The sequence below is a fragment of the Consotaella aegiceratis genome (assembly GCF_036541425.1).
Classification (GTDB): Bacteria; Pseudomonadota; Alphaproteobacteria; order Rhizobiales; family Rhizobiaceae; genus Consotaella; species Consotaella aegiceratis.
The window spans coordinates 81,789-105,286 of sequence record NZ_JAZHFT010000012.1 but is presented as its reverse complement, the minus strand read 5'-3'; the positions used below and the strand labels follow the sequence as shown (position 1 = coordinate 105,286).

The window sequence follows — 23,498 nt, the reverse complement described above, 5'->3', positions numbered from 1 at the left end:
TCCAGACCGAGGTGCCCGCCGCGAACGAGGCCCGGAATTCGACTTCGCTCACCGGGGGGCGGGCATCGATCGTAAGCTTTGCATACCTTCGGTGCTTCTGAAGTTCAATTATAGTAGTTTTGTGTATTTTCTGCATTTGAAGAGAGTTGTAATTAATATTTAATCGCTAATATTCATGGTGTTTGTGCGGGTCAAAAAGCGGCTTTCTGCGCCGCAGGCGCGACGGGCGGCGGCAATTCACGGCAGGTGCGGGCGTGGGCAATCATATCGACAACAAGACAGCGAGCGGAGGAAGCGGCCTCGTCGGCAATCTCGACACGGAGGCGAGCGCTGCCCTGAAGCGGATCCAGCCGACGGTCGAGGCCATCATCGAGCCCGCCCTCGCGGAGTTCTACACCATCGTCGGCGCTCATCCGCAGATGAAGCGGTTCTTTTCGAACGACGCGCAAATGGCGGGCGCGCGCGCCAAGCAGAGGGATCATTGGCTCGGCGTTGCAGCCGGCGATCTCGGGCCACAATATCTGGCGCGCGCCGAGGCGATCGGCCGGGCTCACGCGCGGATCGGCCTGGAGCCCAAATACTACATTTCCGGCTATGGGCGCCTGTTGGGCTCCATGGTTCGGCGGACGGTCGAGACGCTGTGGCCGCGCTCGCCGTTCAAGCGCGGACGGGCGGAAGACGTCGCGACCTCGCTCGAAGCCCTGGTCCGCGTCGCCATGATCGACATGGAGCTGGCGGTTTCGAACTATCTGGACACGCTGGCGCGCGAGGCCGCGGAGCGCAGCGTCAACGAAGAGAAGCAGCGGGCCGGCGAGGCACGAACCTTCGCCATGGGCGAGATCGCCAAAGGCCTTCATCGGCTGGCCGATGGCGATCTCGCAACCAGCATCACGGCCGAGTTCGCGCCCGAGTTCATGCAATTGCGCGACGACTTCAACAACGCGATGCGCACTTTCGCCGGCATGTTCGCCTCGGTGAAGACGTCGGCGCACACCTTGGAGCAGAGCGCCAAGGAGATCGCCTCGGCTTCCGACGATCTGGCGCGTCGGACCGAACGGCAGGCGGCGAACCTCGAGGAAAGTGCCGCGGCGCTGCACCAGCTCACCGACGGCGTGAGGGGCGCCTCGAAAAGCGCTCATCAGACGGCGGTCACCGTCGACGCCTCGACCAGTGAGGCCGAAGCGGCGGAGACCGTGATGCGACGCGCCGTCTCGGCGATGGGCGAGATCGAGAAATCGTCCGAGGAGATCGGCAAGATTATCGGCGTCATCGACGAGATCGCCTTCCAGACCAATCTCCTGGCGCTGAACGCCGGCGTCGAGGCGGCCCGCGCCGGCGAGGCGGGCAAAGGCTTCGCCGTCGTCGCGCAGGAAGTGCGTGCGCTGGCGCAGCGCTCGGCCGAAGCCGCCAAGGAGATCAAGAATCTGATTTCGCGCAGCACCTCGCAGATCGATACCGGCGTGCGCCTCGTCACCGAAACGGGCGATGCGCTCCACAAGATCGTCGTGCGCTCGTCCGAGGTGAAGGGCAAGGTGAAGTCCATCGCCGATACGGCGGACACCCAGGCGAATTCGGTCGGGGAGGTGAATGCGGCGATCGGACAGATCGATCAGACGACACAGCAGAACGCCGCCATGGTCGAACAGACGACGGCCGTTGCCACGACCCTTCGCGAAGAAGCGTCGACGCTGCTGCAGCTGATGGCCGCGATCTGCCTGCCGCAGGACGGCGCGGTCCGAGCACCGGTGCCAATGCGGCGCGCCGGCTGACGGCGGCGGAGCGGGCAGGGGCGCCGCCGACGGGCGCTATGCCGGAGCGGCTGCCCGGTGCATGGGCACCAGCATGTCCGGCCTCGGACCCGCCGTGCCCGAGATCATCGCCGCGACGTCGGACGGAGTGGCATACGCCGGATCGACGACGCAGAGCCGGCGGCCCAGGCGCTGGATATGAATGCGGTCGACCAGTTCGAACACGTGCGGCAGGTTTTGTGCCGCCAACACGATCGACAGGCCTCGAGCCCGCACCTCCAGAATGACGTCGAGCACGCGGGAGGTGCCGGCGGCATCGAGTCCCTCGGTCGGCTCGTCGGCGATGACGACGCGCGAAGCGAAGGCCGCTGCTCGGGCCAGCGACAGAAGCCGCCGCTCGACCCGCGAGAGACGCTCGACGGGCTGATCGATGTCGATGGTTCCCGCAATCCCCAGGCTTTCGGCGGTGGCTATCGCCATGTCGCGCATGTGGCGGCGGTCGAGCATGCGGCCGATCTGGCCGAGCATGCCGGCGCGCCGGACCTCGCGTCCCAGGAACAGGTTTTCGGCGAAGGAGAGGCCCGGCACCAGCGCCGGACGCTGCTGCGCCATCTCGATCCCCACGGCCCAGGCCTCGGCCGGGTCGTGGAAGACGAGGGGATGCCCATCCAGCTTGATTTCGCCAGCCTCTGGCGCCAACGCCCCTGCCAGGCTCTGAAGCAAGGCGGTCCGACCTGAGCCGGTCTCACCAACCACGGCGACGATCTGGCCTGGCGCCAAGTCGAAATCGGCACGATCGAGCGCCACGATCCCTCCGAACCGTTTCACCAGTTGGCGCGCGCAGAGCACGGGCTCGATTATCATTGGCCGGCGCTCCGCACGGTGCGATCGAGCGCTGCGGCCGACAGGATGAAGAGGGCGAGCCCGAAGCGGGCCCAATGGGGATCGGTTTCGAGCAGCTGCAGGCCGACCACGAACACCGTGACCGTCGCGGCGCCGATCAGGGTTCCGGTAACGGATGCGCGGCCGCCGGCGAACGAGGTGCGTCCGATCAGCACGGCGGCGAGGGCCTGAAGGCTGGCTTCCAGGCTCGCCGTCGGCTCGACCTGCTTCGCGCCGCCGATCAGCGCCCAGGCGGCCAGGCTGCAGATCAGGCCCGCCGCCACGAAGGTGGCGATGCGGATCGGCGTCGGCCGCAGACCGCAGAGCCATGCCGCTTCGGGCCTTTCGCCAACGGCGCGGGCGTGCCGGCCCCAGGCGGTGAGATGGAGAAGATACCAGAGGAGGGCCGCCATCAGCACCGCCAGCACCAACGAGTACGAAAAGACGGCCTCGCCCAGGGCAAAGGGCCGGCCGACCGAAGACAGCAGCGGCGCCTCGGTTTCCAGCACTCGGCTGTCGGTCGGACCTCCTGCGGAATAGAGAAACGCCAGGGCGTCGAAGGCGAACCAGGTGCCGAACGTCGCGATGAAGGACGGCAGGCGCACGAGGCCGACCAGGGCGCCGTTGACGGCGCCGCACGCCGCGCCGATCGACAGACCGGCGCCGAGCGCCAAGGGCGCAGGCATGCCGTAGTCGTTCGACAATTGCGCCATGATCACCGACGCCAGCACCGTGATGGCTCCGAGCGAAACGTCAATGCCGGCGGTGAGCAGCACGAGCATCTCGGCGAAAGCGATGATGGCGACGACAGAGGCGTGGGGCAGGGCGGTGGCCAGCGTCATGGCGCTGAACAGACGCGGTCCGACCAGAATCCCGAAGACGAGCACGACGAGGACGAAAGCGGCGATGGGAAAGACGATGGGTCTGGCGATCCCGCTTTTCGATACGCCTTGTCCTACGCTTATTTCAGCCATCGCCGACCTCTTCCGACGAGATCGATCTAGCGCGCGGCTTCGGAAGGGGAACGCGCGCCCAACTCGTCGGCTGTTCCGCTCAAGCGCGCGCCTTCTTTTCGAGCCGCCGTCGGTGCAGGACGGGCTCGGTATAGCCCGAGGGCTGCTGGCGACCCTTCAGCACCAGGTCGAGCGCGGCCTGGAACGCTACCGAGCCGTCGAAGTCGGGCGCCATCGGCTCGTAGCTCGGGTCGTCGGCATTCTGCCTGTCGACCACCACGGCCATCCGTTTCATGGTCTCCACCACCTGCTCGCGCGTGGCCACCCCGTGATGCAGCCAGTTGGCGATGTGCTGGGAGGAGATGCGGCAGGTGGCGCGGTCTTCCATCAGCCCCACATTGTTGATGTCGGGCACCTTGGAGCAGCCGACGCCGGCGTTGATCCAGCGCACCACGTAGCCGAGGATGCCTTGCGCGTTGTTGTCGAGCTCGGCCTGGATATCTTCCGGGCTCCAGTTCGGGCGCACGGCGATCGGGATCGTCAGAATGTCGGAGAGCGTGGCGCGGCGCTGACCGGCCAGCTGCTTCTGCCGATCGGCGACCGAGACGGCGTGATAGTGCGTGGCGTGGAGCGTGGCTGCGGTGGGCGAGGGCACCCAGGCGCAGTTGGCGCCGGCCAGCGGATGGCCGATCTTCTGCTCCAGCATCGCCGCCATCAGGTCGGGCATCGCCCACATGCCCTTGCCGATCTGGGCATGGCCCCGGAGGCCGCAGGCGAGGCCGACATCGACGTTCCAGTCCTCATAGGCCTTGATCCAGGTCGAGGCCTTCATGTCGCCCTTGCGGATCATCGGCCCGAGCTCCATCGAGGTGTGGATCTCGTCGCCGGTGCGGTCAAGGAAGCCGGTGTTGATGAAGACCACCCGGTCCTTGGCCTGGCGGATCGCCTCCTTGAGGTTCACCGTGGTGCGGCGCTCCTCGTCCATGATGCCCATCTTGATGGTGTTCGCCGGCAGTCCCAGCACCGCCTCGACGCGGGAAAACAGCTCGTTGGCGAAGGCGACCTCGTCGGGGCCGTGCATCTTCGGCTTGACGATGTAGATCGAGCCGGCGCGGGAGTTCCTGGGACCATCGGTCTTCTTCAGGTCGTGGATGGCGATGAGCGAGGTGAACATCGCGTCCATGATGCCTTCCGGCGCTTCGGAGCCGTCGTCGAGCAGGATCGCCGGGTTGGTCATCAGATGCCCGACATTGCGCACCAGCAGCAGCGCCCGGCCCTGCAGCGTCAGCGACGAACCGTCGGGCGCGGTGTATGTGCGGTCCGGGTTGAGGCGGCGGGTCATCGTCCTGCTGCCCTTCTCGAAGGTATCCTTGAGATCGCCGTTCATCAGGCCCAGCCAGTTGCGATAGGCCAGCACCTTGTCCTCGGCGTCGACGGCGGCCACTGAATCCTCGCAGTCCTGGATCGTCGTCACCGCGCTCTCCAGGACGACGTCGGCGATGCCGGCCGGATCGTCCCTGCCGATGAAGTTCTCCCGGTCAACGACGATCTCGGCGTGCAGACCGTTGTGCTTCAGGAGAATGGCGTCCGGATTGGCGGGCTCGCCGCGATAGCCCGCGAACTGGGCCGGATCGGCCAAGCCGGTCTGCCCCTCCTGGGTCACCACACTCAGAGCGCCATCGGATACAGCGAGAGCGGACACATCCGCCCAGGATCCGGCGGCGAGCGGCACGGAACGGTCGAGAAGGTCCCGCGCCCAGGCGATCACCTTGGCGCCGCGCACAGCATTGAAGCTCTTGCCCTTCTCCGCGCCATCCTCCTCCGAAATCGCGTCGGTGCCGTAAAGGGCGTCGTAAAGCGAGCCCCAGCGCGCGTTCGCGGCGTTCAGCGCATAGCGTGCGTTCATCACCGGCACCACGAGCTGCGGTCCGGCAATCGCCGCGATCTCGGGATCGACCGTCGCGGTCGTGACTTCAAAGTCTGGCCCCTCTGGCAGCAGATAGCCGATCTCGCGCAGAAACGCCTCGTATTCGGCGCCGTCGATCGCGCCGCCCTTGTGCTCGCGGCACCAGGCGTCGATCCTTTCCTGCATCCCGTCGCGGACCTTGAGGAGTTCGCGGTTCTTCGGCGCCAGATCGCGAAAGATATCGGCCAGGCCGGACCACAGCCGCTCGGCATCGACGCCGGTCCCCGGCAGCGCCTCCTCGTCGATGAACCGCTTGAGTTCCGTGGCGACCTTCAATCCTGCGATCTCGACCCGGTCCGGCATCGTCTTCTCCCCTTGCAGCCCGTTGGCGGGGAGATTGGCCAGAACCTCATGCGAGTCAACCGATCGCTTCGATCAGGCGGCCTAGTCAGGCGATCGCGCGGCTCGCGCGAGGTCATCGAGAAGACCTGTCAATTCGCCCAGATGCGCGATCTGGCGGAAGCGCGGCTCGGTTTCCGGGGTTTCGGCGTGCTCCAGCGCCCAGGTCAGCTCGTGCGGCACGTGCACGGCCCAGGCTCCGGATGCGAGTGCCGGGACGATATCGGACTTGAGCGAATTGCCGACCATCACGGCACGCCCGGGGCCGTCGCCATGGCGGTCGAACAGACGCCGGTAGACATCGGCGGACTTGTCGCTGACGATCTCGACCGCATCGAAAAAGTCGCCGAGCCCGGAGGCGGCGAGCTTGCGCTCCTGATCGAAAAGATCGCCCTTGGTGATCATCACCAGTCGATAGGTGCCGGCAAGTCCGGCCAGCGTCTCCTGCGCATGCGGCAGCGTCTCGACAGGATGGGACAGCATCTGCCGCCCGGCATCAAGGATCTCGGAGATGACGGCGGCGGGAATCCGGCCCTGCGAGACCTCGATCGCGGTCTCGATCATCGAAAGCATGAAGCCCTTGATGCCGAAGCCGTAGTGCTCGAGGTTGCGCCGTTCCGCGGCGAGCAGCCGCTCCAGGAGGTCCTCGGCCGGCGCGTGGGGGCCGACCAGCTCGGCGAACCGCTCCTCGGTCAGACGGAAGACCCGCTCGTTCTGCCAGAGCGTGTCGTCGGCGTCGAAGCCGATCAGCGAAATGGAGTTGGCGCGGGACATGGCGGATCATCTGGTCCGGGAAAGAGGGTTTCAGTCTAACGATGACCCGGCTGAGTTCAACCGGTCGAAGCATCTATGAAACTGTCGAATATCCGGCCTATAGTTCATGGGCTCCCGGCCGCGCAGATACCGGACCGGACAGACCCGTTTCAATCCTTCCTCATGAGGGCCGCCGCATGAAGACCCTTCTTTCCACCGCAGCCGTTCTGGCGCTGAGCGTCGGCTTCGCCGGATCGGCGTGGGCCGACTATCACCTGACGATCCTGCATACGAACGATGTCCACAGCCGCATCGAGCCGATCAACAAATACGATTCGACCTGCGGAGAAGAGGATCTGGCCGCCGACGCCTGCTTCGGTGGTGTGGCGCGGATCGTCCAGGCTATCGCCGACGAGACGGCCAAATTTGACAACGTCCTCGTCCTGGATGCGGGCGATCAGTTCCAGGGCTCGCTATTCTATACCTATTACCACGGCAAGGCCGCAGCGGAGTTCATGAAGGATGCCGGCTACGAGGCGATGGCCGTCGGCAACCACGAATTCGACAACGGGCCGGAGACGCTGGTCGCCTTCGTCAAGGAACTGCCCTTTCCGGTGCTGATGGCGAACGCCGACACCAGCCGGGAGGCGGAACTCCAGGACCTGGTGAAGCCGTCGGCCGTGATCGACAAGGCCGGCGAGAAGATCGGCATCATCGGCCTGACGCCGCAGGACAACGCCGATCTGACGAGCGCCGGCAAGACGATCGACTTTTCCGATCCGATCCCGGCCGTCCAGGCCGAGGTCGAGAGGCTGACCGGTCAGGGCATCGACAAGATCATTCTCCTCAGCCATTCGGGATACGAGGTCGACAAGCGCATCGCGGCGGCCGTGGACGGCATCGATATCATCGTCGGAGGCCATTCCCACACGCTGCTCTCCAACACCGACGACAGCGCGGCCGGCCCCTATCCCACCCTGGTCAAATCGCCCGACGGAACCGAAGTGCCGATCGTCCAGGCCTATTCCTACGGCAAGTTTCTGGGAGAGATCGAAGTCACCTTCGATGACGATGGCAAGGTGACGGAGGCCAAAGGCGATCCGATCCTGCTCGATGCCTCGCATCCCGAGGACGAGGCGGTGAAGGCGCGCGTCGCCGAGCTGGCCAAGCCGCTGGAGGAGATCCGCCAGAAAGTCGTCGGCAACACGGCGGAGGCGATCGACGGCTCGCGCGAGGTCTGCCGCGCCGCCGAATGCGCCATGGGCGACCTCGTCACCGACGCCATGCTCGACCACGTCAAGGATCAGGGAACGCAGATCGCCATCACCAATGGCGGCGGTCTGCGCGCTTCGATCGACGCCGGCGAGGTCACGATGGGCGAGGTGCTGACGGTGCTGCCGTTCCAGAACACGCTTTCGACTTTCCAGCTCAAGGGCGCCGACGTGGTGGCCGCGCTGGAAAACGGCGTCAGTCAGGTCGAGGAGGGGGCCGGGCGCTTTCCGCAGGTGGCCGGTCTGAAGTTCACCTGGTCGAAGTCGGGTACCGCTGGGGAAAACCGCGTCCAGGACGTCCAGGTCGAGGAGGATGGCGCATGGACGCCGATCGACCCCGACAAGACTTATCTGGTGGTCTCCAACAACTTCATGCGCGCCGGCGGCGACGGCTATTCGGTCTTTGCTGAAAAAGGCGAAAATGCCTATGATTACGGCCCCGACCTTGCCGACGTGGTGACGGAGTACATCGCCAGTACCAACGAGCCCTACCAGCCGAAGACGGACGGACGGATCACCGAGGCCGAATAGGCCAGGGCCGTAAAGAGTCGAGGTTTTCGAATGGCTGGGCGGCCCGCCAGGGACCGTCCAGCAGCAGCCTCAATCGGGCTGATTGTCCTGGCGTTTAGTGCTCGGGAACGGCTGCAAGGCGATGCGGCGGGGGAGGAGATCGACCAGATCACCTTGGCGACCTTCAGCCTGATCGTCACTACGCTCGTGATCTCGATCGTTTCGTCGCACAATCTGCGCACCCAGAGCCTTCGGATGGTGCGGCGCATCGACGATCGCGTCGGCGTGGCGTCCATCGCCGCCCATGCCGGCCTGATCGCAATCTGGATGGTGATCGCTCTCGCCCGCTGACTCCATGAAACTCATATCGGCCATTTGACGCACGCCGTATAAGTTGATATCAACATAATATCGTTTTGGACGAGACAGGGAGGAAATGCGATGTCCTATGTCGACGGGTTCGTAATCGCGGTGCCGGCGGCCAACAAGCAAGCCTACACGGAGTTTGCCCGCAAGGCGCTACCGCTTTTCAAGGAATTCGGCGTGGTGCGGCTGGTCGAGTGCTGGCAGGACGACGTTCCAGCGGGCGAGGTCACCGACTTCTACCGCGCTGTGAAGGCCGAGGAGGGCGAGGCGGTGCTCTTCAGCTGGCTCGAATGGCCGTCCAAGGAGGTCCGCGACGCTGGCATGGCGAAGATGATAGCCGATCCCCGGATGAAAGAGATGGGCGACATGCCCTTCGACGGAAAACGCATGATCTTCGGCGGCTTCCGGCCGATCATCGACGAAACGATCTGACGATGGCCTGGGCGGCGAGGGAGACCGGCGAGACGACATGACACTCCAGCTCTACGGCCATCCCTTCGCGTCCTTCGTCTGGAAGGTGCTGATCGCGCTCTACGAGCGGGACGTGCCGTTCGAGATGCTGACGGTCGACGCCGAGCATCCGGAGCACGGCCGCGACCTCGCGGAGCGTTCGCCCACCGGACAGTTCCCGGTGCTGGTCGACGGTGCCCGGACGGTGGTCGAGTCGGCCGCCATCATCGAATATATCGATCTCCATCACGGCACGGCGGCGCCGATGACGCCGAGCGATCCGCGCGCCGCGATCGAGGCGCGGCAGATGGATTCGATCTTCGATGACTATGTGGCTCTGCCGATGCAGGCAATCGTCGGCAACGCCCTGCGTCCCGAAGACGCGCGCGATCCCCATGGCGTCGATGTTGCGCGCGCCACGCTGGACAAGAGCTATGCCTGGCTGGACCGCTGGATGAGAGAGCGTGAGTGGGCGGCGAACGACCGGTTCGGTCTGGCGGAATGCGCCGCAGCCCCCGCCCTGTTCTATGCCGACTGGGCGCATCCGATCCCCCAGCATCACCCGTCGCTGTGGACCTATCGCGAACGGCTGCTGGCCCGTCCTTCGGTGCGTCGCGTCGTCGACGAGGCGCGCCCTTATCGTCCCTATTTTCCGCTCGGCGCGCCGGATCGGGACTGAATGCAAACACGCGGGTGATCATCCGGGCCGCCGGGTTCGGCGTTGCGGACCTGTCTGCGATGCAAGCGGCTGGCCCGTCGGATCAAGGACGACGAGCGCGCTACGAGGTGATCCTCAATTGCTTGATACGGTTGGCGATGTCGTCGAAAATCCATTCGAGGTCTTCGGCCTCGCGCGCGTCGTAATAGTGCGGACTGTCCGGCGTCTGCGTGGCGCAGCCTTGAAGAAGGTCGGAACTGGTCTTGGTGTCGACCTCCAAACGGATGGCGTAGATTTCCGTCTTGGATGATTTCGCGGCGGTGCAGGCGGCCTGCGTGTCCTCGTTCATCTCGGCGATCACTTCGGCCAAGGTGGGCTGGGACGGGGTCGGACGGCACTCGGGGCCGGTCTCCCCATCGGCGCAGATCGTGTCGGCACTCTTGTAGGATTTGTCCCAGCGGCCATCGGCGATATAGCCGTAAGCGGTGTAGTCGGACAGCAGCTCGTTGTTGCCCAGCGTGACGTGGTTGTCGCCATCGGTCAGCAGAATGATGATCTTCTGCACGTCCTCCTTGGGCGACAGACCTTCCGTGAACGGTTCTTCCGGCGAAAGCACGCGCTGGCCCCACGCCACCCCTTCGGTGATGTTGGTGTTGCCGTCGGCGACGAGATGGTCGATGGCGGTGGTGACATCGTCATATCGTTCGGTCAGCGGGGTGATCGCCGGCGCCAGGCAGCCACTGTTCAGGCCGTTCGCGTCGTCGACCTGGGCGGTGTTGCCTTCGTTGTAATGGAAGGCGCCATATTGATCCTTGGTGATGCCGTAGGTTTCAAGGCCGCCCGCGCCGTCGGCGAGATAGCTGTTCGAATACCGCTTGCCGGAATTCTCGTCGGGCTCGTCGGGGGCGAGCAGCGGCACGAACAGGGTTCGCGGCTTCGCGCTTGTGGGCTCGGTGTCGTCCGTGGAATAGCTCTCGGCGCCGTGTTCGGTGCGCGCTTCGACGCAGCCTTTCCAGCTCGCGCCCAGGCTCTGGAACACCTTCAGACGATCGATGCCCACCGGAAACACGCTGTAGGGAACCGCATTCAGGCCGTCGGTATCCAGCCAGTCGGCGTCGGCGTTGGACGCGCCCACGTTGACGAAGGCCGAGAACGGCACCACGGCAAAGCGCATCCTTCGGCGCAGCATCTCGGTGGTGGTCAGATCCGCGATCATGGCCTTCGCGGCCTTCTTCAATTCGGTGATCTTCTGCCCACGCATCGAGCCGGTGGTATCCAGCACCAGGGCGATCTCGAACTTGGTCGGAGGATATTCGACCGTGGCGCTGGTGTGCGAGATCAGATCGTCGATGCCGACGATCGAAACCAGAGCCGCCGGCATCTCCGTATCGGCCGAGACGACGGCCCCGAAGGTGGTGAATTCGATCTTCAGATTCTGATAGCCGCCGGAATAGTTCGCCTGGATCATTCGATTGGCGATGTCGTAGGCGGTGGCCTCATCGAAATCGGCATCCTTGAGCACGGCCAGCGCCGCGCCGTCGACGGCGTCCTGCAAAGCCGATTGCGCGTTCTGGATGCGCGCCAGATCGATGGCTGCGCCAATCGCAAAGATGAGCGGGACCGCCAGGAGCGCGGTAATGACGGCGAAATTGCCGCGAGCATTGCCCGCGAACCGATCGAACATCCTTGTCTTCGCCCCCTGGATGAAAGTGAGCCAGGGGATACCGTAAGGCAGACAAATTGCCGATTGGTAAGACAGACCTCTAAAAGCGAAATGATCGGCGCGGGAGGCGAGAATTGACCTGCCCTTCTACTGTAAATGCCCTTGTCCCGGCCGCTTTTCGAAGGAACGGAGCATGGATTGGACTGCACCCGTCGACGCCTATTGCGAGCGCTTGGGCCCCGAATTCTGGGCAGAGCCGCTGAATGCGGCGTCGAACGCTGCGTTCCTCGTGGCCGCCGGACTTGGCTTGTTCCTCTGGTGGGGCGGCGGACGGCGCGACCGGCTCACGCTCGGCTTCATCGTCCTCGTGGCGATGATCGGCGTCGGCTCGTTTCTCTTCCACACGGTGGCGCAGGCCTGGGCCGGTCTTGCCGACGTCCTTCCGATCGCAGTCTTCGTCCATGCCTATTTCGCGCTGGCGCTGGCGCGATTCTGGCGTTGCGGCGTCGGCATGACCGTGCTCGGGACGGTGCTGTTCGCCGTCGCCTCCATTCCGGCCGCGGCGCTGTTGCGACCGCTGTTCGGCTCTTCCGCCAGCTACATCCCCGCCCTGGCAGCGATGCTGGGCGTCGGCATGCTGCTCGTGGCGAAAGGCCGAGGGCCTGGCCGCACGATCCTGGCCGCCGGTTGCGTCTTTGCGCTGTCGCTGGCCCTGCGGCTGGCCGACGACCCGCTGTGTCAGCGCTGGCCCTGGGGCACCCACTTCGGCTGGCACATCCTGAACGCGACGACGCTCGGCCTGCTCCTGGTCGCCGCGATCCGCGACGCTCCTCGTCGAGGCGAACCGAGCCGGACCACCCAGGGATCAGGCGGCCAGTTGGCGTAGGGCGGCGATGTCCTTGGCGGGAGAGGCGCCGAACATCCGCGAATATTCCCGGCTGAACTGTGACGGGCTTTCATAGCCCACCCGGTAGGCCGCCGTTTCCACGTTGAGGGCGTTCGAGATCAACAGCCGCCGCGCCTCGAGCAGCCGCAGCTGCTTTTGGTACTGCAGCGGCGTCATCGACGTCAGGGTCTTGAACTGGCGATGGAAGGCCGACGGGCTCAATTGGGCCACGGCGGCGAGCTCGTCGATGCGAATGGGCTCGGCAAAGCGATTGCGCAGCACGTGGATGGCGCTGACGACGCGCCGGGCGTGATCGTTCGCAAGCGTCATGCGCGCGATGCCGGCGCCGTGTGGTCCGGTGAGCAGCCAGTAGCAGATCTCTCGCATGATGGCCGGATAAAGCACGGGGATCGCCTGCGGCGTGTCGAGAAGGCGCATCGCGCGCAACATGCATTCGGCCAGCGGGCCGTCTATGTCGGTTATGAAAGCGCTGTGGCTCGTGGCGTTCGCCTGCTCCTGCGGCGTGTCGAGCGTTTCCATGACCTCCTGCATGATGCCGAGATCGAACTCGATGATGACGCCCAGATACGGTTTGCTGGGACTGGCTTCGACGACGCGCCCGGAGGCGGGCATCTCGACGTTCACCACCAGCGCCTGGCCCGCGTGGCAGTCGAAGCGCTTGGCGCCGAACGCCGTCCATTTGGTGCCCTGGATGACGGAGCAGAGGGCGGGCCTATGGATTACGTGGGAGGGCGGTTTCTCGTGATTGGACCGCAGGATCACGAGCCCATCGATCGCCGTCAGGAGCGGGCTTTTGCCGGGCTGGGCGTCCGTATAGCGGGTGACCGCCTCGAGAAGCGTGTTCCACATGCCTGCCATCCCTCCGATCGATCGTGCCTCCTGAGATGGGAGGGCGAGCAGGAATAGGCAAGAAGCCGGAAAGTTTCGGCATTCAGAGGAGATCGCCCGCTGACTACCTTCCGCTCGACCCAATCGATGCAGAGGATCTCCGGCAATGCCATCTGAAACGCCAAACATTTCGACCAACAAGATCGCCATCGTCACCGGCGGAAGCCGCGGTCTCGGACGCAGCACCGTCCTGAACCTGGCCAAGCGCGGCATCGACTCGATCTTTACCTACAAGTCCAATCTCGCCGAAGCCGAGCGAGTGGTTTCGGCGGCGACCGAGATCGGGACCAAGGCCGTGGCCTTGCAACTCGATACAAGCGACGCCGAATCGTTCGCCGCGTTCGGCGAGACGGTTCGATCGACCCTGACGCAGTGGGGAGCCGAGCGCTTCGACTATCTCGTCAACAACGCGGGGACCTCCCATCACGCCGAGATCGAAAAGACCACCGCGGCCGAGCTGGACACCCTCTATACCATCCATTTCAAGGGTGTTTTCTTCCTGACGCAGGCGCTGCTGCCGCTGATCAACGATGGCGGCCGGATCGTGAACATCTCGTCCGGACTGACTCGCATCATCTACCCTGGCAGCGCCGCCTACGCTTCCATGAAGGGCGCCGTGGAGGTGCTGACGAAATACATGGCCAAGGAATTCGGTCCGCGGCGGATCGCCGTCAACGTCGTTGCGCCGGGCGCTGTCGCCACGGATTTCAGCGGCGGCATGGTTCGCGACAATCCGGAGGTGAACAAGCGCATCGCCGAGGTAACCGCGCTCGGCCGCGCCGGCGTGCCCGAGGACATCGGCCCGATGATCGCGGCCCTGCTTGCCGAGGACAATCGTTGGGTCAACGCCCAGCGCATCGAGGTTTCGGGCGGGATGGCGATCTAGTCACGCTTGCGGCTGGCTCACGGCCTGGCCCTGATCTGTCGGCCGCGGCCGTGCTAGCGTTACACCAAAACGAAGGCCGGACACTTCCCCCGAAGTATCCGGCCCATGGCGATCCCCCGCCCGAAAAGCAACTCGGCCTCTCAAAGGCCGCCGACAACCAGCTGTTGTGGCGCTCTTTGTCTTTATTGTGTCGGGGCGATCAGAGCGCAGCCTTTTTCTGGGGCTTGCCGTTGTTCACCATCCGCTCGTTGCCCTGCAGCACCACGACGTTGGCATCCATCGGGACGCGCTCGTAGAGGTCGATGATGTCCTGATTGATGAGGCGGATGCAGCCCGAGGAGACGGCCTTGCCGACCGACCACCATTCCGGCGAGCCGTGCAGGCGGTAGAGCGTGTCCTTGTTGCCCTGATAGAGATAAAGGGCACGCGCGCCGAGCGGGTTGTTCAGGCCAGGCTCCATGCCGACGCCGCGATATGGCTCCAGATCGGGCCGCCGATCGATCATCTCGTTCGGCGGAAACCATTTCGGCCAATGCTGCTTATCGCCGATATGCGCCTCTCCGGCCCACGAGAAGCCGTCTTTGCCGACGCCGATGCCGTAGCGCATGGCGGTGCCGCCGGGTTCGACCACGTAGAGGAAGCGGTGAGCCGTATCGACGACCACCGTGCCGGGCTGGTATTCCGTCGCGTAGATCACGCGCTGGCGCAGATATTGCGGATCGATCTTTTCCACCGGGATCGCCGGCAGGGAGATCCCTTCGTCCACGGTCGCGGCGTAGGCGGAGACCGGAACGGCACCCATGGCGCCGTTGTCGCCCCACGACTGTTGGGCGTAGGCGGACACGCGGGCGAGCGCCTGCGAGGCCTCTTGGGCGCTCTGTTGCGGCGACGTCGCGCAGCCTGCCATCGCGATTGAAACGGCCAGGACGGCGCCGGCCCGCAAAAACATCGAAAATTTGGTCATGAACACCCTGGTCCGCAGCTGCAAAGGCTCGACGGCGTCGAGAGGCCAAGGCAAGGCCTGCAACGATTGAGAATTACGTACGGCTTGCCACCATGCCTGACAACGCACTCCAATAAAGCCGAAGATGGTTAACGAAAGCTTGTTGCCGCATGGTCACAGTTGACGGCGCCTGTCGCCGCGACATGTGACATCGAACGTTCATCCGCGAACACGGGGTAAGGGCTGTCGATGAATATCGGGGAGGCGTCTCGGCGGTCAGGGCTGCCACCGAAGACCATCCGCTACTACGAAGAGGTAGGCCTCGTCACGCCGGCCCGGGCGGACAACGGATATCGCGACTACCAGGAGCGCGATGTGCATCTGCTGCGCTTTCTGCAGCGATCGCGTTCCCTCGGCTTCTCCATCGACGAAGCGCGCAAGCTTCTGGCGCTTTATAAGGACGACAACCGGCATTCGGAGGACGTCCGGCGGCTGGCCCATCGGCGTATGGCCGAGATCGACCGCAAGATCGAGGAGCTGAAGTCGCTGAAGCGGGCGCTGACGACCCTGACCGAACGGTGTCATGGCGGGGATAGCCCGGACTGTCCGATTCTGGACGAGATCGCCGGCGAGTGCGCCACGCAACGGGCCGCCGGCGCGTAAGCGGCAGATCGGCGGGGTACGCTCGCCTTCCTCGCCGATGCCGTTTTGTTCGCGGGGCTCTGCCTGCCTTGCCGCGGCCGCGCTCTGCCGATAACAGGATTCCATGCCGCTGGTTTTTCCTCACCGTGTCGACCCGTTGATCGACGGCCGCCAATCGGAGCGGGCGCTGATGGTCCGGCGCGGCGTGCAACGGCTGATGATGGAGCGGCGCATCTCGCTGCTGCCCGAAGTGCCGCTGGCTTCCGGACGACGGGCGGATCTCCTATGCCTTTCGGAAAAGGGCGATTTCTCGATCATCGAGATCAAGACCTCGATCGAGGATTTTCGCGTCGACCGCAAATGGCCGGACTACCGGCTGCACTGCGACCGGCTGTACTTCGCTACCCATCCAGGCGTGCCCGTGGAGATATTTCCCAGCGTCTGCGGCCTGATCCTTTCGGATGGCTATGGCGCAGAGATCCTGCGGGAAGCACCGGAGCACAAAATGGCACCGGCAACGCGCCGGGCTCTGACCCTGCGGTTCTCGCGGCTTGCCGCCGACCGTCTGATGCAGGCGGAATGGGCTGCCAATCCGCTGTTCTCGGATGGCGCCTGAGCCTCTTCAGACGAAGATCATTGACGGCTGCCGCCCGTCGGCAGGGAAGGTTCCCGCGTTCAGCGCTGTTCGGGCCAAACGGAACCCGTTCCGGCGGTTGTCGCCGGATGCCAGAGCGTTCCGAGAAACAGGATCGAACCGCCGCTGCCCCGATGCCAGGGCGGCGCCTCAGCCCGCCGGCGGCAGGATCAGCGAGGCGCGCGCTTGGCCAGGATACGCTGGAGCGTACGCCGGTGCATCGACAGCCGCCGCGCCGTCTCCGAGACGTTGCGGTCGCACAGTTCATAGACGCGCTGGATATGTTCCCAGCGAACCCGGTCGGCCGACATCGGATTTTCCGGCGGCTCGGCCTTGTCGTTCGGGCCGTGCATCAGCGCGCCGATCACCTCGTCGGCGTCGGCCGGCTTGGCGAGATAGTCGATGGCGCCGAGCTTTACCGCGGTGACCGCCGTGGCGATGTTGCCATAGCCCGTCAGGACCACGATGCGCACGTCCTCGCGCGCCCGCTGCAGTGCTTCCACCACCTCGAGCCCGTTGCCATCGCCGAGCCGCATGTCCACGACCGCGTAGGCCGGAGCCCCGTTGGCCGCCGTCGCCAGCCCTTCGGCCACGCTCGCCGCCGTGGTCACGGCGAAGCCGCGCTGCTCCAGCGCCCGGCCAAGACGATTGAGAAAGGGACGGTCGTCATCCACAAGCAGGATCGACCGGTCCTCCGCGTTCTGGGCTTGCGCCGCGGTTGAGACGCCTTCATCCACCAGCATGATTTCACTCCTTCGGCATGGTTCAAATTGGCGCAGCGTCATGGTGTCCTTAATTTCAACCACGAAGACTATGCCCTTTCAACCGACAAGGCCGGGTCTTCGGACCCGTACGCCAGATTGCTGACAAAATTCTCGCAAGGCCAGGCAATCTCGACGACGGCGCCGGTGGCGTCCTTGTCGCGGCGATTGCCGAACGTGATCGATGCGCCGGAGCGTTCCAGCAGCACCTTGGCGATGAACAGCCCGAGGCCCAGCCCGCCGCCGGCGTTGCGCGCCGTGTGACCGCGATTGGCCAGGAAGGGATCGCCGATCCGCGTCAGGGCCTCCGTGCTGAAGCCGGGGCCGTCGTCGCTGATGATGATGCGCACCGTCTCCGCCGACCACTCGACCCAGATCAGGACCTCGCTCTTGGCGAAGTCCACCGCGTTTTCGACGAGGTTGCCGATCCCGTAGACGACCCCGGCATTGCGGCGCATCACCGGCTCGGGTCCGACCCGCTCCGCGCCCTCGACCCGGAGGGCGATGCCGAAGTCGCGGTGCGGCGCGCTGACCTCTTCGACCAGCGACAGAAGCGGCAGCCGGGCCAGATGCACCTCGCTGTCGCTGGCGAGGCTGGCGAGCCGGCGCAGGATATCCCGGCAGCGCTGCGACTGGGTGATCAGGAGGTCGACGTCGTCCCGCCGCGGATCGTCGGCCGGAACGACGATGCCCATTTCCTTGGCGACGAGGTTGATGGTGGCCAGCGGCGTGCCGAGTTCGTGGGCGGCGGCGGCCGCCAACCCGTCGAGCGCCGACAGATGCTGCTCGCGCTGGAGCACCAGTTCCGTGGCACTCAAGGCCTGCGACAGAGCGCGGGCCTCGCGGGCTTGCCAATGAATGAAGATGGCCGCAAAGACGAGCGAGACGACGATCGCGAACCAGAGCCCCGCCAGATAGAACGCGGGAAGGTTGAGCCCGATCCCGCTGGCCCAGGGAAGCGGCAGGTGGAAGAAGGCGAGGATGGTGGCGAAGATCACCGCCAAAGCGCCGAGCGCCACGGTGGCCGTGGTCGGCTGTGTGGCCGAGGCGATGACTGCCGGGACCATCAGCAACACCGCAAACGGGTTTTCCAGGCCGCCGGTCAGGTAGAGAAGCCCCGACAGCTGAACGATGTCAAAGGCCATGACCGCCGTCGTGGCTCGCAAGGGCAGGCGCCAGCTGGCCGAATTGGAAGTCCACAGGAGCAGCGTCAGGGCGGCCGACGCGGCGATGAGGACGAGGCACAGCGCCAGCGGGAACTCATAGCCGAGCCCCCACGCGACGAACAGGCAGGCCGCGGTCTGGCCGGCGACGGCGAGCCACCGCAACCGCACCAGCGTCGCAAGACGGATGCGCTGGCTCTCGCGCGTGGTCAAAGTCAGCCCGAAGGCGGGGTCGGATGTGACGGACTGGTCCATAAGCCGCGTTTTGCTGCCGCTGCGACGATCGGTCAACGGAACAGCTCATTGACAGACCATTTATTCTGTGAACGGCTCGGTCAACTTTAAGGACGCTAGGACCTCGGCTTGGCACGACTTGTCGGCACGGCGGCGGCCGGGTCGTCCGGCCATGGATGCTTCGGATAGCGGCCGCGCATTTCGGCCCGCACATCCGCCCACGATCCCCGCCAGAAACCGGGCAGATCGCGGGTGATCTGGATCGGCCGATGCGCCGGCGACAGAAGTTCGAGCGTCAGCGGCAAGCGCCCATCGGCGATGGCCGGATGCTCGGTCAGTCCGAACAGCTCCTGCACCCGGATCGACAGGACTGGCTGATCCTCTTCGTAGCGGATCGGCACCCGCGAACCCGAAGGTGCCTCGAAATGCGACGGCGCCAGGGCGTCGATCCTTGAGGCCAGATGGTGCGGGACGAGGGCGAGGAGGGCGTCGCGCACCGTGGCCGGGGTTATGTCTGCAAGGCGTGTGACGCCGGGCAGGAAGGGCAGCAGCCAATCGTCCAGCCTGGCTGCGAGTGTCTGGTCCGAGAGGTCCGGCCACGGGTCGCCATAGGCGGCCGCGAGAAAGCGCAAGCGGCGGAGCAGGCGTTCGCCGTCCTTGCCGAGCGGGAGGGCAGGCAAGCCGTACTTGCGGATGCCGTCCATCAAGGCCCTGGTCGCCGCCTCGTCCTTCGGCACGGGCTGCTGCATTTCCTCCAGCTTGGCGCGGCCCAATCGCCGAATCCGGCGCGCGCGCACCTCGCCGCTCGGCGCGCCGAAAAGCAGCTGGTCCTCGGTGACGATCCGGTCGGCGAACAGCGCTTCGATCGCCTCCCCCGTGATCCGTGCGGCGGCGCGTATGCGGCCCGCGCGGGCTTGGCCTTGCAGGTCGGCGACCACCAGGAACGGTGCGTCGGCCAGAGGCGAAACCTCGTCGACCATGCCGCCGCGTCCGTTCGCCAGAACGAAATGGCCGCGTGCGCCGCGGGCTACCGCCACCCGGTCGGGGTAGGCGAGGGCGAGCAGCGCGCCATCGTCGCCGAGTTCGGGGGACGATTCGGAGGCCGAGCCTGCCGCCGTCGCGATGCGCGCGGCGAGCCCGGCGGCGGCCTTCGCGCGCGGGCTCCTGTCGGAGCGGAATCGGCGCCGTCGTTCGCTGAGATCGATGTCGTTGCCGCCGAGTCCCGGCTCGGTCAACAGCAATGTGAGCTCTGCCGCCTGGCGGCGGTCGGCGGGGGCGACGGCGGCCACCATATGCGCGAGGCGCGGCGGCAGCGGCAGGGCGCGCATCGATTCACCCACTGGCGTCAGACGGCCGTCCTCGTCGAGGGCGCGGAGATCGGCCAAAAGATTGCGCGCCTCGGCGAGGGCGGGCGTGGGCGGCGGGTCGAGAAAGGCGAGGCTGCGCGGGTCGGCGACACCCCAGGCGGCACAGTCGAGGACCAGCCCAGAGAGATCGCTCGCCAGGATTTCCGGCCGGTCGAAGCGGTCGAACGCCGCCGTCTGCTCCTCGCGCCACAGGCGGATCGCGGTTCCCGGCGCCGTGCGCCCCGCGCGGCCGGCGCGCTGGTCGGCCGCAGCCTGGCTGATGCGCGCCGTCTCCAGCCGCGTGAGCCCTGTGGCGGGCTCGAAGACCGGTCGGCGCCGAAGGCCGGAATCGATCACGATGGTGACGCCGTCGATGGTGATCGAGGTCTCGGCGATCGACGTCGCCAGCACGATCTTGCGCCGGCCTTCCACCGTCGGCCGGATGGCGCGGTCCTGGGCCGCGCCATCCAGGGCGCCATAGAGCGGCGCGACCAGCACGTTGTCCGGGGCGAGCGGCGCCAACCGCTCGGCGACCCGCTCGATCTCGCGCTGGCCGGGCAGAAAGACGAGGATCGATCCGGTTTCCTCGGTGAGCGCGGACCGCACGGCCGCGACGACGGCGTCCTCGGTGGGGATCGTCCCCGGCGTGTCCCGATAGCGGATGGCGACGGGAAAGCTGCGGCCCCGGCTTTCGATCACGGGAGCGTCGCCGACAAGTGTCGCGATACGCGCGCCGTCGAGGGTCGCCGACATGACGACGAGACGGAGGTCCTCGCGCAGGCCGGAGCGCACGTCGAGCGCCAGAGCCAGACCGAAATCGGCATCGAGCGAGCGCTCGTGAAACTCGTCGAAGATCACCGCCGAGACGCCGGCCAGCTCGGGATCGGCGAGGACCATTCTGGTGAATACGCCCTCGGTGACGACCTCAACGCGGGTTCTTCTCGATATCCTGGTGTCGAGCCGCATGCGCCAGCCGACCGTCTCGCCCACGTCCTCGCCGACGAGTTCGGCCATGCGCCGGGCGGCGGCCCGCGCGGCAAGGCGGCGCGGCTCGACCAGAAGGATCTTGCCGTTGCCGACGAAGGTGGAATCGAGCAGAGCGAGCGGAACCAGGGTCGTCTTGCCGGCACCGGGAGGCGCAACCAGAACGGCGGCCGTGCCCGTCTCCAGCGTCGCAAGCAGCTCCGGCAGGGCTTCGCTCACCGGCAACACGGGCAGAGGGCGGCTCACGCGGTGCCTCCGACTTCGACGATCGGGCCGCCGGCGGCTTCGGCATCCTCGCGGTCGTGCGTCACCAGAACGGCAGGGATCTTTCGCGCTTCGACCAGGCCGAAGACGAGATCGCGCATCGAGGCCCGGAGGGCGGCGTCGAGCCGCGAGAACGGCTCGTCCAGAAGCAGCGCACGCGGCTCGGCGAGCAGCGTGCGGGCGAGCGCCACGCGCGCCTGCTGGCCGCCGGACAGCGTTGCCGGATCGCGGTCGAAGAGGCCGGGCAGGTCCACTTCCGCGAGCATGACCATGGCCGCCTCGCGCCGGCGGGCACGGCCGCGAATGCGAGGGCTGAGACCGAACAGCAGATTGGCGCCGACCGACATGTGCGGGAACAGCAGCGCGTCCTGAAAGAGCAGGCCGACACTGCGCTGCTCCGGCGCGAGCGACGACAGGTCCCGGCCGTCGAGCCGCACGTCGCCCTCGGCTTCGAAGGCGGAGTCGAGGAAGCCGCCGATGAAGGCCAGCAGGCTCGACTTGCCCGATCCCGACGGACCCATCACCGTCAGCGTCTTGCCGGGGGCGACGGTGCGGTCGAGCGCCAGCAACGGCCGCCCGGCGAGGCGGATCGCGACGTCGACGAATTGCAGCCCCGGTTGCTCGCTCATCCCGGCCTCATGCCGCGCCGATGCCGGTAAAGCAAGGCGGGGGCGGCCGTCGCCAAGGCAAAGGCGAGAAACGGCAAGGCCGTCTGCAGAAGTCCGTAGGCGCCGATGATACGTCGGTCGCCGCCGGAGGCCGATGCCACCGCCTCGGTTGTGATGGTCGGCAGCCGACCGGCGCCGATCAGGACCGTGGGCAGATATTGGCCGACCGAAACGGCGAAGCCGATGGCCGCGGCGGTGAGCGCCGGAGCCAGAAGAAGCGGCAGACGGATGTGCAGGAAAACGGCCGGCTTCGACCGGCCGAGACTGGCGCCCATTCGTTCGAAGCGCGGATCGAGCGAAAACCAGGGATCGGCCAGTGCCAGGGCGACATAGGGCGCCACGAAGACCAGATGGACAACCACGAGCAGCGCAAGGCTCGGCTTGAGGCCCAATGCCAATGCGGTGATCTGAAGGCCGAAGACGAAGGCGATCTGCGGCACGATGAGCGGCAGATAGAGCAGCCCGGCGATGAAGCGGGGCAGCTGTCGGCGCTCGGATGCAGCCGAAGACGCAGAATGCCGCAGCGATTCCAGGAGAGCGACCACCAAGACGAGCGCCAATCCGGCGGCGCACAGGCCGACGACGGCCGTCGTTCGGAGGGGGCCGGCCGCGGCATCCAGCGCGTGCATCCATGCACGGGGTGACAGGCTCGGCGGCCACAGGGCCGGAAACGCCCAGAAGCCGGCCACCGACCATAGCGCAAGCCCCAGCAGGCCAAGGCAGAGCGCCAGCGTCGCCAAGGTGATCGGCACGCCGGCAGCGCCCCGGGCGACGCGATCCTCGACCATGCGGGCTCCCCGGTGGACGGCAAGCCGGCAGACGCGGTTGCCCAGCCGTTCCAAGAGCATCCAGGTAGCCAGGACGGCGAGCGTGATGCCGAGCTGCAGCAGTGCGCCGGCGGACGCCATGAAGCGCATGGCGAGATCGGGGTCGCCCATCCACTTCAGCAGGCGCACGGCCAGCGGCGCGGGCGTCGTCGGCCCGAGGATCAGCGCCACGTCGACGACGGAGGAGGCAAAGGCCGCCACCGCCAGGACCGGCAGGCGAATCTGGCGGTAGACCTCAGGCCATACTCCGAGGATGAAGCCGGCCATCCGGCCGTAGCCGAGCGAACGCGCCAGGCGCAGCCGGCGGACCGGATCGGCCTGCGGCAGGGCGGCGAAGACGACGAGCAGCAGGAACGGCACTTCCTTGACGATCAGCCCGGCCATCATGGCGAGACCGAGCGGGTCTCCCACGATCAGGAGATCGGGCGGGCGGGACCAGCCGAAGGGAAGGGCCGCGAGACGAAACAAAAGGCCGGAGGGAGCGACGATCAGGGCAAATCCGAAGGCGGCGGCGGCATGCGGCACGGCCAGCATGGGACCGAGCACCTGTCGGGCGAATCGAAAGAAGGCGGTGCCTGAAAAGGCGGCGACGAAACCCAGCACCGAAAGAAGTGCAATCAGCGTCGTCGCCAGCCCCACGGCGAAGCTGAGCGCCGCCGATTGCCAGAGCCCCGGCATGGCAAGGAGGTGGCGAAACGGGGCGAGCGACAGATCCGTGCCGCCCAGCGCCGGCAGATAGCCGAAGGCGGGCGCCAGAATGCCCATGAGCCCGACGGCCACCGGCGCAGCCAG

General features: G+C 66.2%; 21 protein-coding genes. 9 read left to right on the top strand and 12 right to left on the bottom strand.

From position 1 onward, the window contains the following. Positions 1-254: 254 nt before the first annotated feature. Positions 255-1,769, top strand: coding sequence for a globin-coupled sensor protein (locus SMD10_RS10830; protein WP_331685705.1), 1,515 nt, complete (start codon positions 255-257; stop codon positions 1,767-1,769). Positions 1,770-1,805: 36 nt separating this feature from the next. Here SMD10_RS10830 and SMD10_RS10825 read toward each other — a convergent pair whose 3' ends face one another. From SMD10_RS10825 to SMD10_RS10810, 4 genes are all read right to left on the bottom strand, one after another. Next, positions 1,806-2,612 carry an ATP-binding cassette domain-containing protein gene (locus SMD10_RS10825; RefSeq protein ID WP_331685704.1) on the bottom strand — a complete coding sequence of 269 codons (807 nt, stop codon included), beginning with the start codon at positions 2,610-2,612 and terminating at the stop codon, positions 1,806-1,808. Beyond that, positions 2,609-3,604, bottom strand: coding sequence for an ABC transporter permease (locus SMD10_RS10820; protein WP_331685703.1), 996 nt, complete (start codon positions 3,602-3,604; stop codon positions 2,609-2,611). Before SMD10_RS10820 ends, SMD10_RS10825 begins: the two co-directional genes overlap by 4 nt. Before the next feature lie 79 nt (positions 3,605-3,683). After that, a complete protein-coding gene (locus SMD10_RS10815) occupies positions 3,684-5,852 on the bottom strand; it encodes a malate synthase G (protein ID WP_331685702.1) in 2,169 nt (722 codons plus the stop codon). 81 nt (positions 5,853-5,933) lie between these two features. Next, positions 5,934-6,662 carry an HAD family hydrolase gene (locus tag SMD10_RS10810; RefSeq protein ID WP_331685701.1) on the bottom strand — a complete coding sequence of 243 codons (729 nt, stop codon included), beginning with the start codon at positions 6,660-6,662 and terminating at the stop codon, positions 5,934-5,936. Between the two features lie 176 nt (positions 6,663-6,838). Between SMD10_RS10810 and SMD10_RS10805 the strand changes: the two genes are divergently transcribed. From SMD10_RS10805 to SMD10_RS10790, 4 genes are all read left to right on the top strand, one after another. Continuing rightward, positions 6,839-8,443, top strand: coding sequence for a bifunctional metallophosphatase/5'-nucleotidase (locus SMD10_RS10805; protein WP_331685700.1), 1,605 nt, complete (start codon positions 6,839-6,841; stop codon positions 8,441-8,443). A gap of 30 nt (positions 8,444-8,473) precedes the next feature. After that, positions 8,474-8,773: a hypothetical protein gene (locus tag SMD10_RS10800; protein WP_331685699.1), complete on the top strand. Its 300-nt coding sequence runs from the start codon at positions 8,474-8,476 to the stop codon at positions 8,771-8,773. 90 nt (positions 8,774-8,863) lie between these two features. Then, positions 8,864-9,220, top strand: coding sequence for a DUF1428 domain-containing protein (locus SMD10_RS10795; protein ID WP_331685698.1), 357 nt, complete (start codon positions 8,864-8,866; stop codon positions 9,218-9,220). A 37-nt stretch (positions 9,221-9,257) separates the two neighbouring features. Next, positions 9,258-9,917: a glutathione S-transferase family protein gene (locus tag SMD10_RS10790; RefSeq protein ID WP_331685697.1), complete on the top strand. Its 660-nt coding sequence runs from the start codon at positions 9,258-9,260 to the stop codon at positions 9,915-9,917. Between the two features lie 100 nt (positions 9,918-10,017). Here SMD10_RS10790 and SMD10_RS10785 read toward each other — a convergent pair whose 3' ends face one another. Beyond that, positions 10,018-11,580 (bottom strand): TadE/TadG family type IV pilus assembly protein, encoded by a 1,563-nt coding sequence (locus SMD10_RS10785; RefSeq protein WP_331685696.1) that lies wholly within the window; start codon positions 11,578-11,580, stop codon positions 10,018-10,020. A gap of 172 nt (positions 11,581-11,752) precedes the next feature. On the opposite strand from SMD10_RS10785, the gene SMD10_RS10780 reads away from it, so the two are divergent. Beyond that, positions 11,753-12,445, top strand: a complete 693-nt coding sequence (locus tag SMD10_RS10780) for a ceramidase domain-containing protein (protein ID WP_331685695.1) — start codon at positions 11,753-11,755, stop codon at positions 12,443-12,445. Here SMD10_RS10780 and SMD10_RS10775 read toward each other — a convergent pair. Continuing rightward, a complete protein-coding gene (locus SMD10_RS10775) occupies positions 12,425-13,315 on the bottom strand; it encodes an AraC family transcriptional regulator (protein ID WP_331685694.1) in 891 nt (296 codons plus the stop codon). The two genes, SMD10_RS10780 and SMD10_RS10775, sit on opposite strands and share 21 nt — an antisense overlap. A 145-nt stretch (positions 13,316-13,460) precedes the next feature. Here SMD10_RS10775 and SMD10_RS10770 point away from each other — a divergent pair, with 145 nt between their 5' ends. Continuing rightward, entirely contained in the window at positions 13,461-14,240 is a 780-nt protein-coding gene (locus SMD10_RS10770; protein ID WP_331685693.1) for an SDR family NAD(P)-dependent oxidoreductase, read from the top strand. Positions 14,241-14,439: 199 nt separating this feature from the next. On the opposite strand, the gene SMD10_RS10765 is transcribed toward SMD10_RS10770, so the two are convergent. Further along, positions 14,440-15,204: a L,D-transpeptidase family protein gene (locus SMD10_RS10765; RefSeq protein WP_331685692.1), complete on the bottom strand. Its 765-nt coding sequence runs from the start codon at positions 15,202-15,204 to the stop codon at positions 14,440-14,442. A 228-nt stretch (positions 15,205-15,432) separates the two neighbouring features. Between SMD10_RS10765 and cueR the strand changes: the two genes are divergently transcribed. Both cueR and SMD10_RS10755 read left to right on the top strand, forming a co-directional pair. Next, the gene (cueR, locus tag SMD10_RS10760; RefSeq protein WP_331685691.1) at positions 15,433-15,846 is read left to right on the top strand and encodes a Cu(I)-responsive transcriptional regulator; all 414 of its coding nucleotides are present in this window, start codon (positions 15,433-15,435) and stop codon (positions 15,844-15,846) included. Between the two features lie 103 nt (positions 15,847-15,949). Next, complete coding sequence (locus SMD10_RS10755; protein WP_331685690.1) at positions 15,950-16,441, top strand: MmcB family DNA repair protein; 492 nt, start codon at positions 15,950-15,952, stop codon at positions 16,439-16,441. A 188-nt stretch (positions 16,442-16,629) separates the two neighbouring features. Here the strand turns inward: SMD10_RS10755 and SMD10_RS10750 are convergent, their stop codons facing one another. The 5 genes from SMD10_RS10750 to SMD10_RS10730 all read right to left on the bottom strand — a co-directional run bounded on the left by SMD10_RS10750 (position 16,630) and on the right by SMD10_RS10730 (position 23,486). Then, positions 16,630-17,202: an ActR/PrrA/RegA family redox response regulator transcription factor gene (locus SMD10_RS10750; RefSeq protein WP_331685689.1), complete on the bottom strand. Its 573-nt coding sequence runs from the start codon at positions 17,200-17,202 to the stop codon at positions 16,630-16,632. A gap of 68 nt (positions 17,203-17,270) precedes the next feature. After that, positions 17,271-18,638 (bottom strand): ActS/PrrB/RegB family redox-sensitive histidine kinase, encoded by a 1,368-nt coding sequence (locus SMD10_RS10745; RefSeq protein WP_331685688.1) that lies wholly within the window; start codon positions 18,636-18,638, stop codon positions 17,271-17,273. Between the two features lie 95 nt (positions 18,639-18,733). Beyond that, a complete protein-coding gene (gene hrpB, locus SMD10_RS10740) occupies positions 18,734-21,193 on the bottom strand; it encodes an ATP-dependent helicase HrpB (protein ID WP_331685687.1) in 2,460 nt (819 codons plus the stop codon). Next, complete coding sequence (locus tag SMD10_RS10735; protein ID WP_331685686.1) at positions 21,190-21,840, bottom strand: ATP-binding cassette domain-containing protein; 651 nt, start codon at positions 21,838-21,840, stop codon at positions 21,190-21,192. The genes hrpB and SMD10_RS10735 overlap by 4 nt, the downstream gene beginning before the upstream one ends. Next, complete coding sequence (locus SMD10_RS10730; protein ID WP_331685685.1) at positions 21,837-23,486, bottom strand: ABC transporter permease; 1,650 nt, start codon at positions 23,484-23,486, stop codon at positions 21,837-21,839. The genes SMD10_RS10735 and SMD10_RS10730 overlap by 4 nt, the downstream gene beginning before the upstream one ends. Positions 23,487-23,498: the final 12 nt, after the last annotated feature.

Bases quoted from the DNA above. Each gene is read 5' to 3' on its own strand.
- SMD10_RS10825 (WP_331685704.1), bottom strand. From the start codon at position 2,612: ATGATAATCGAGCCCGTGCTCTGCGCGCGCCAACTGGTGAAACGGTTC.
- SMD10_RS10820 (WP_331685703.1), bottom strand. From the start codon at position 3,604: ATGGCTGAAATAAGCGTAGGACAAGGCGTATCGAAAAGCGGGATCGCC.
- SMD10_RS10815 (WP_331685702.1), bottom strand. From the start codon at position 5,852: ATGCCGGACCGGGTCGAGATCGCAGGATTGAAGGTCGCCACGGAACTC.
- SMD10_RS10810 (WP_331685701.1), bottom strand. From the start codon at position 6,662: ATGTCCCGCGCCAACTCCATTTCGCTGATCGGCTTCGACGCCGACGAC.
- SMD10_RS10805 (WP_331685700.1), top strand. From the start codon at position 6,839: ATGAAGACCCTTCTTTCCACCGCAGCCGTTCTGGCGCTGAGCGTCGGC.
- SMD10_RS10800 (WP_331685699.1), top strand. From the start codon at position 8,474: ATGGCTGGGCGGCCCGCCAGGGACCGTCCAGCAGCAGCCTCAATCGGG.
- SMD10_RS10795 (WP_331685698.1), top strand. From the start codon at position 8,864: ATGTCCTATGTCGACGGGTTCGTAATCGCGGTGCCGGCGGCCAACAAG.
- SMD10_RS10790 (WP_331685697.1), top strand. From the start codon at position 9,258: ATGACACTCCAGCTCTACGGCCATCCCTTCGCGTCCTTCGTCTGGAAG.
- SMD10_RS10785 (WP_331685696.1), bottom strand. From the start codon at position 11,580: ATGTTCGATCGGTTCGCGGGCAATGCTCGCGGCAATTTCGCCGTCATT.
- SMD10_RS10780 (WP_331685695.1), top strand. From the start codon at position 11,753: ATGGATTGGACTGCACCCGTCGACGCCTATTGCGAGCGCTTGGGCCCC.
- SMD10_RS10775 (WP_331685694.1), bottom strand. From the start codon at position 13,315: ATGTGGAACACGCTTCTCGAGGCGGTCACCCGCTATACGGACGCCCAG.
- SMD10_RS10770 (WP_331685693.1), top strand. From the start codon at position 13,461: ATGCCATCTGAAACGCCAAACATTTCGACCAACAAGATCGCCATCGTC.
- SMD10_RS10765 (WP_331685692.1), bottom strand. From the start codon at position 15,204: ATGACCAAATTTTCGATGTTTTTGCGGGCCGGCGCCGTCCTGGCCGTT.
- cueR (WP_331685691.1), top strand. From the start codon at position 15,433: ATGAATATCGGGGAGGCGTCTCGGCGGTCAGGGCTGCCACCGAAGACC.
- SMD10_RS10755 (WP_331685690.1), top strand. From the start codon at position 15,950: ATGCCGCTGGTTTTTCCTCACCGTGTCGACCCGTTGATCGACGGCCGC.
- SMD10_RS10750 (WP_331685689.1), bottom strand. From the start codon at position 17,202: ATGCTGGTGGATGAAGGCGTCTCAACCGCGGCGCAAGCCCAGAACGCG.
- SMD10_RS10745 (WP_331685688.1), bottom strand. From the start codon at position 18,638: ATGGACCAGTCCGTCACATCCGACCCCGCCTTCGGGCTGACTTTGACC.
- SMD10_RS10735 (WP_331685686.1), bottom strand. From the start codon at position 21,840: ATGAGCGAGCAACCGGGGCTGCAATTCGTCGACGTCGCGATCCGCCTC.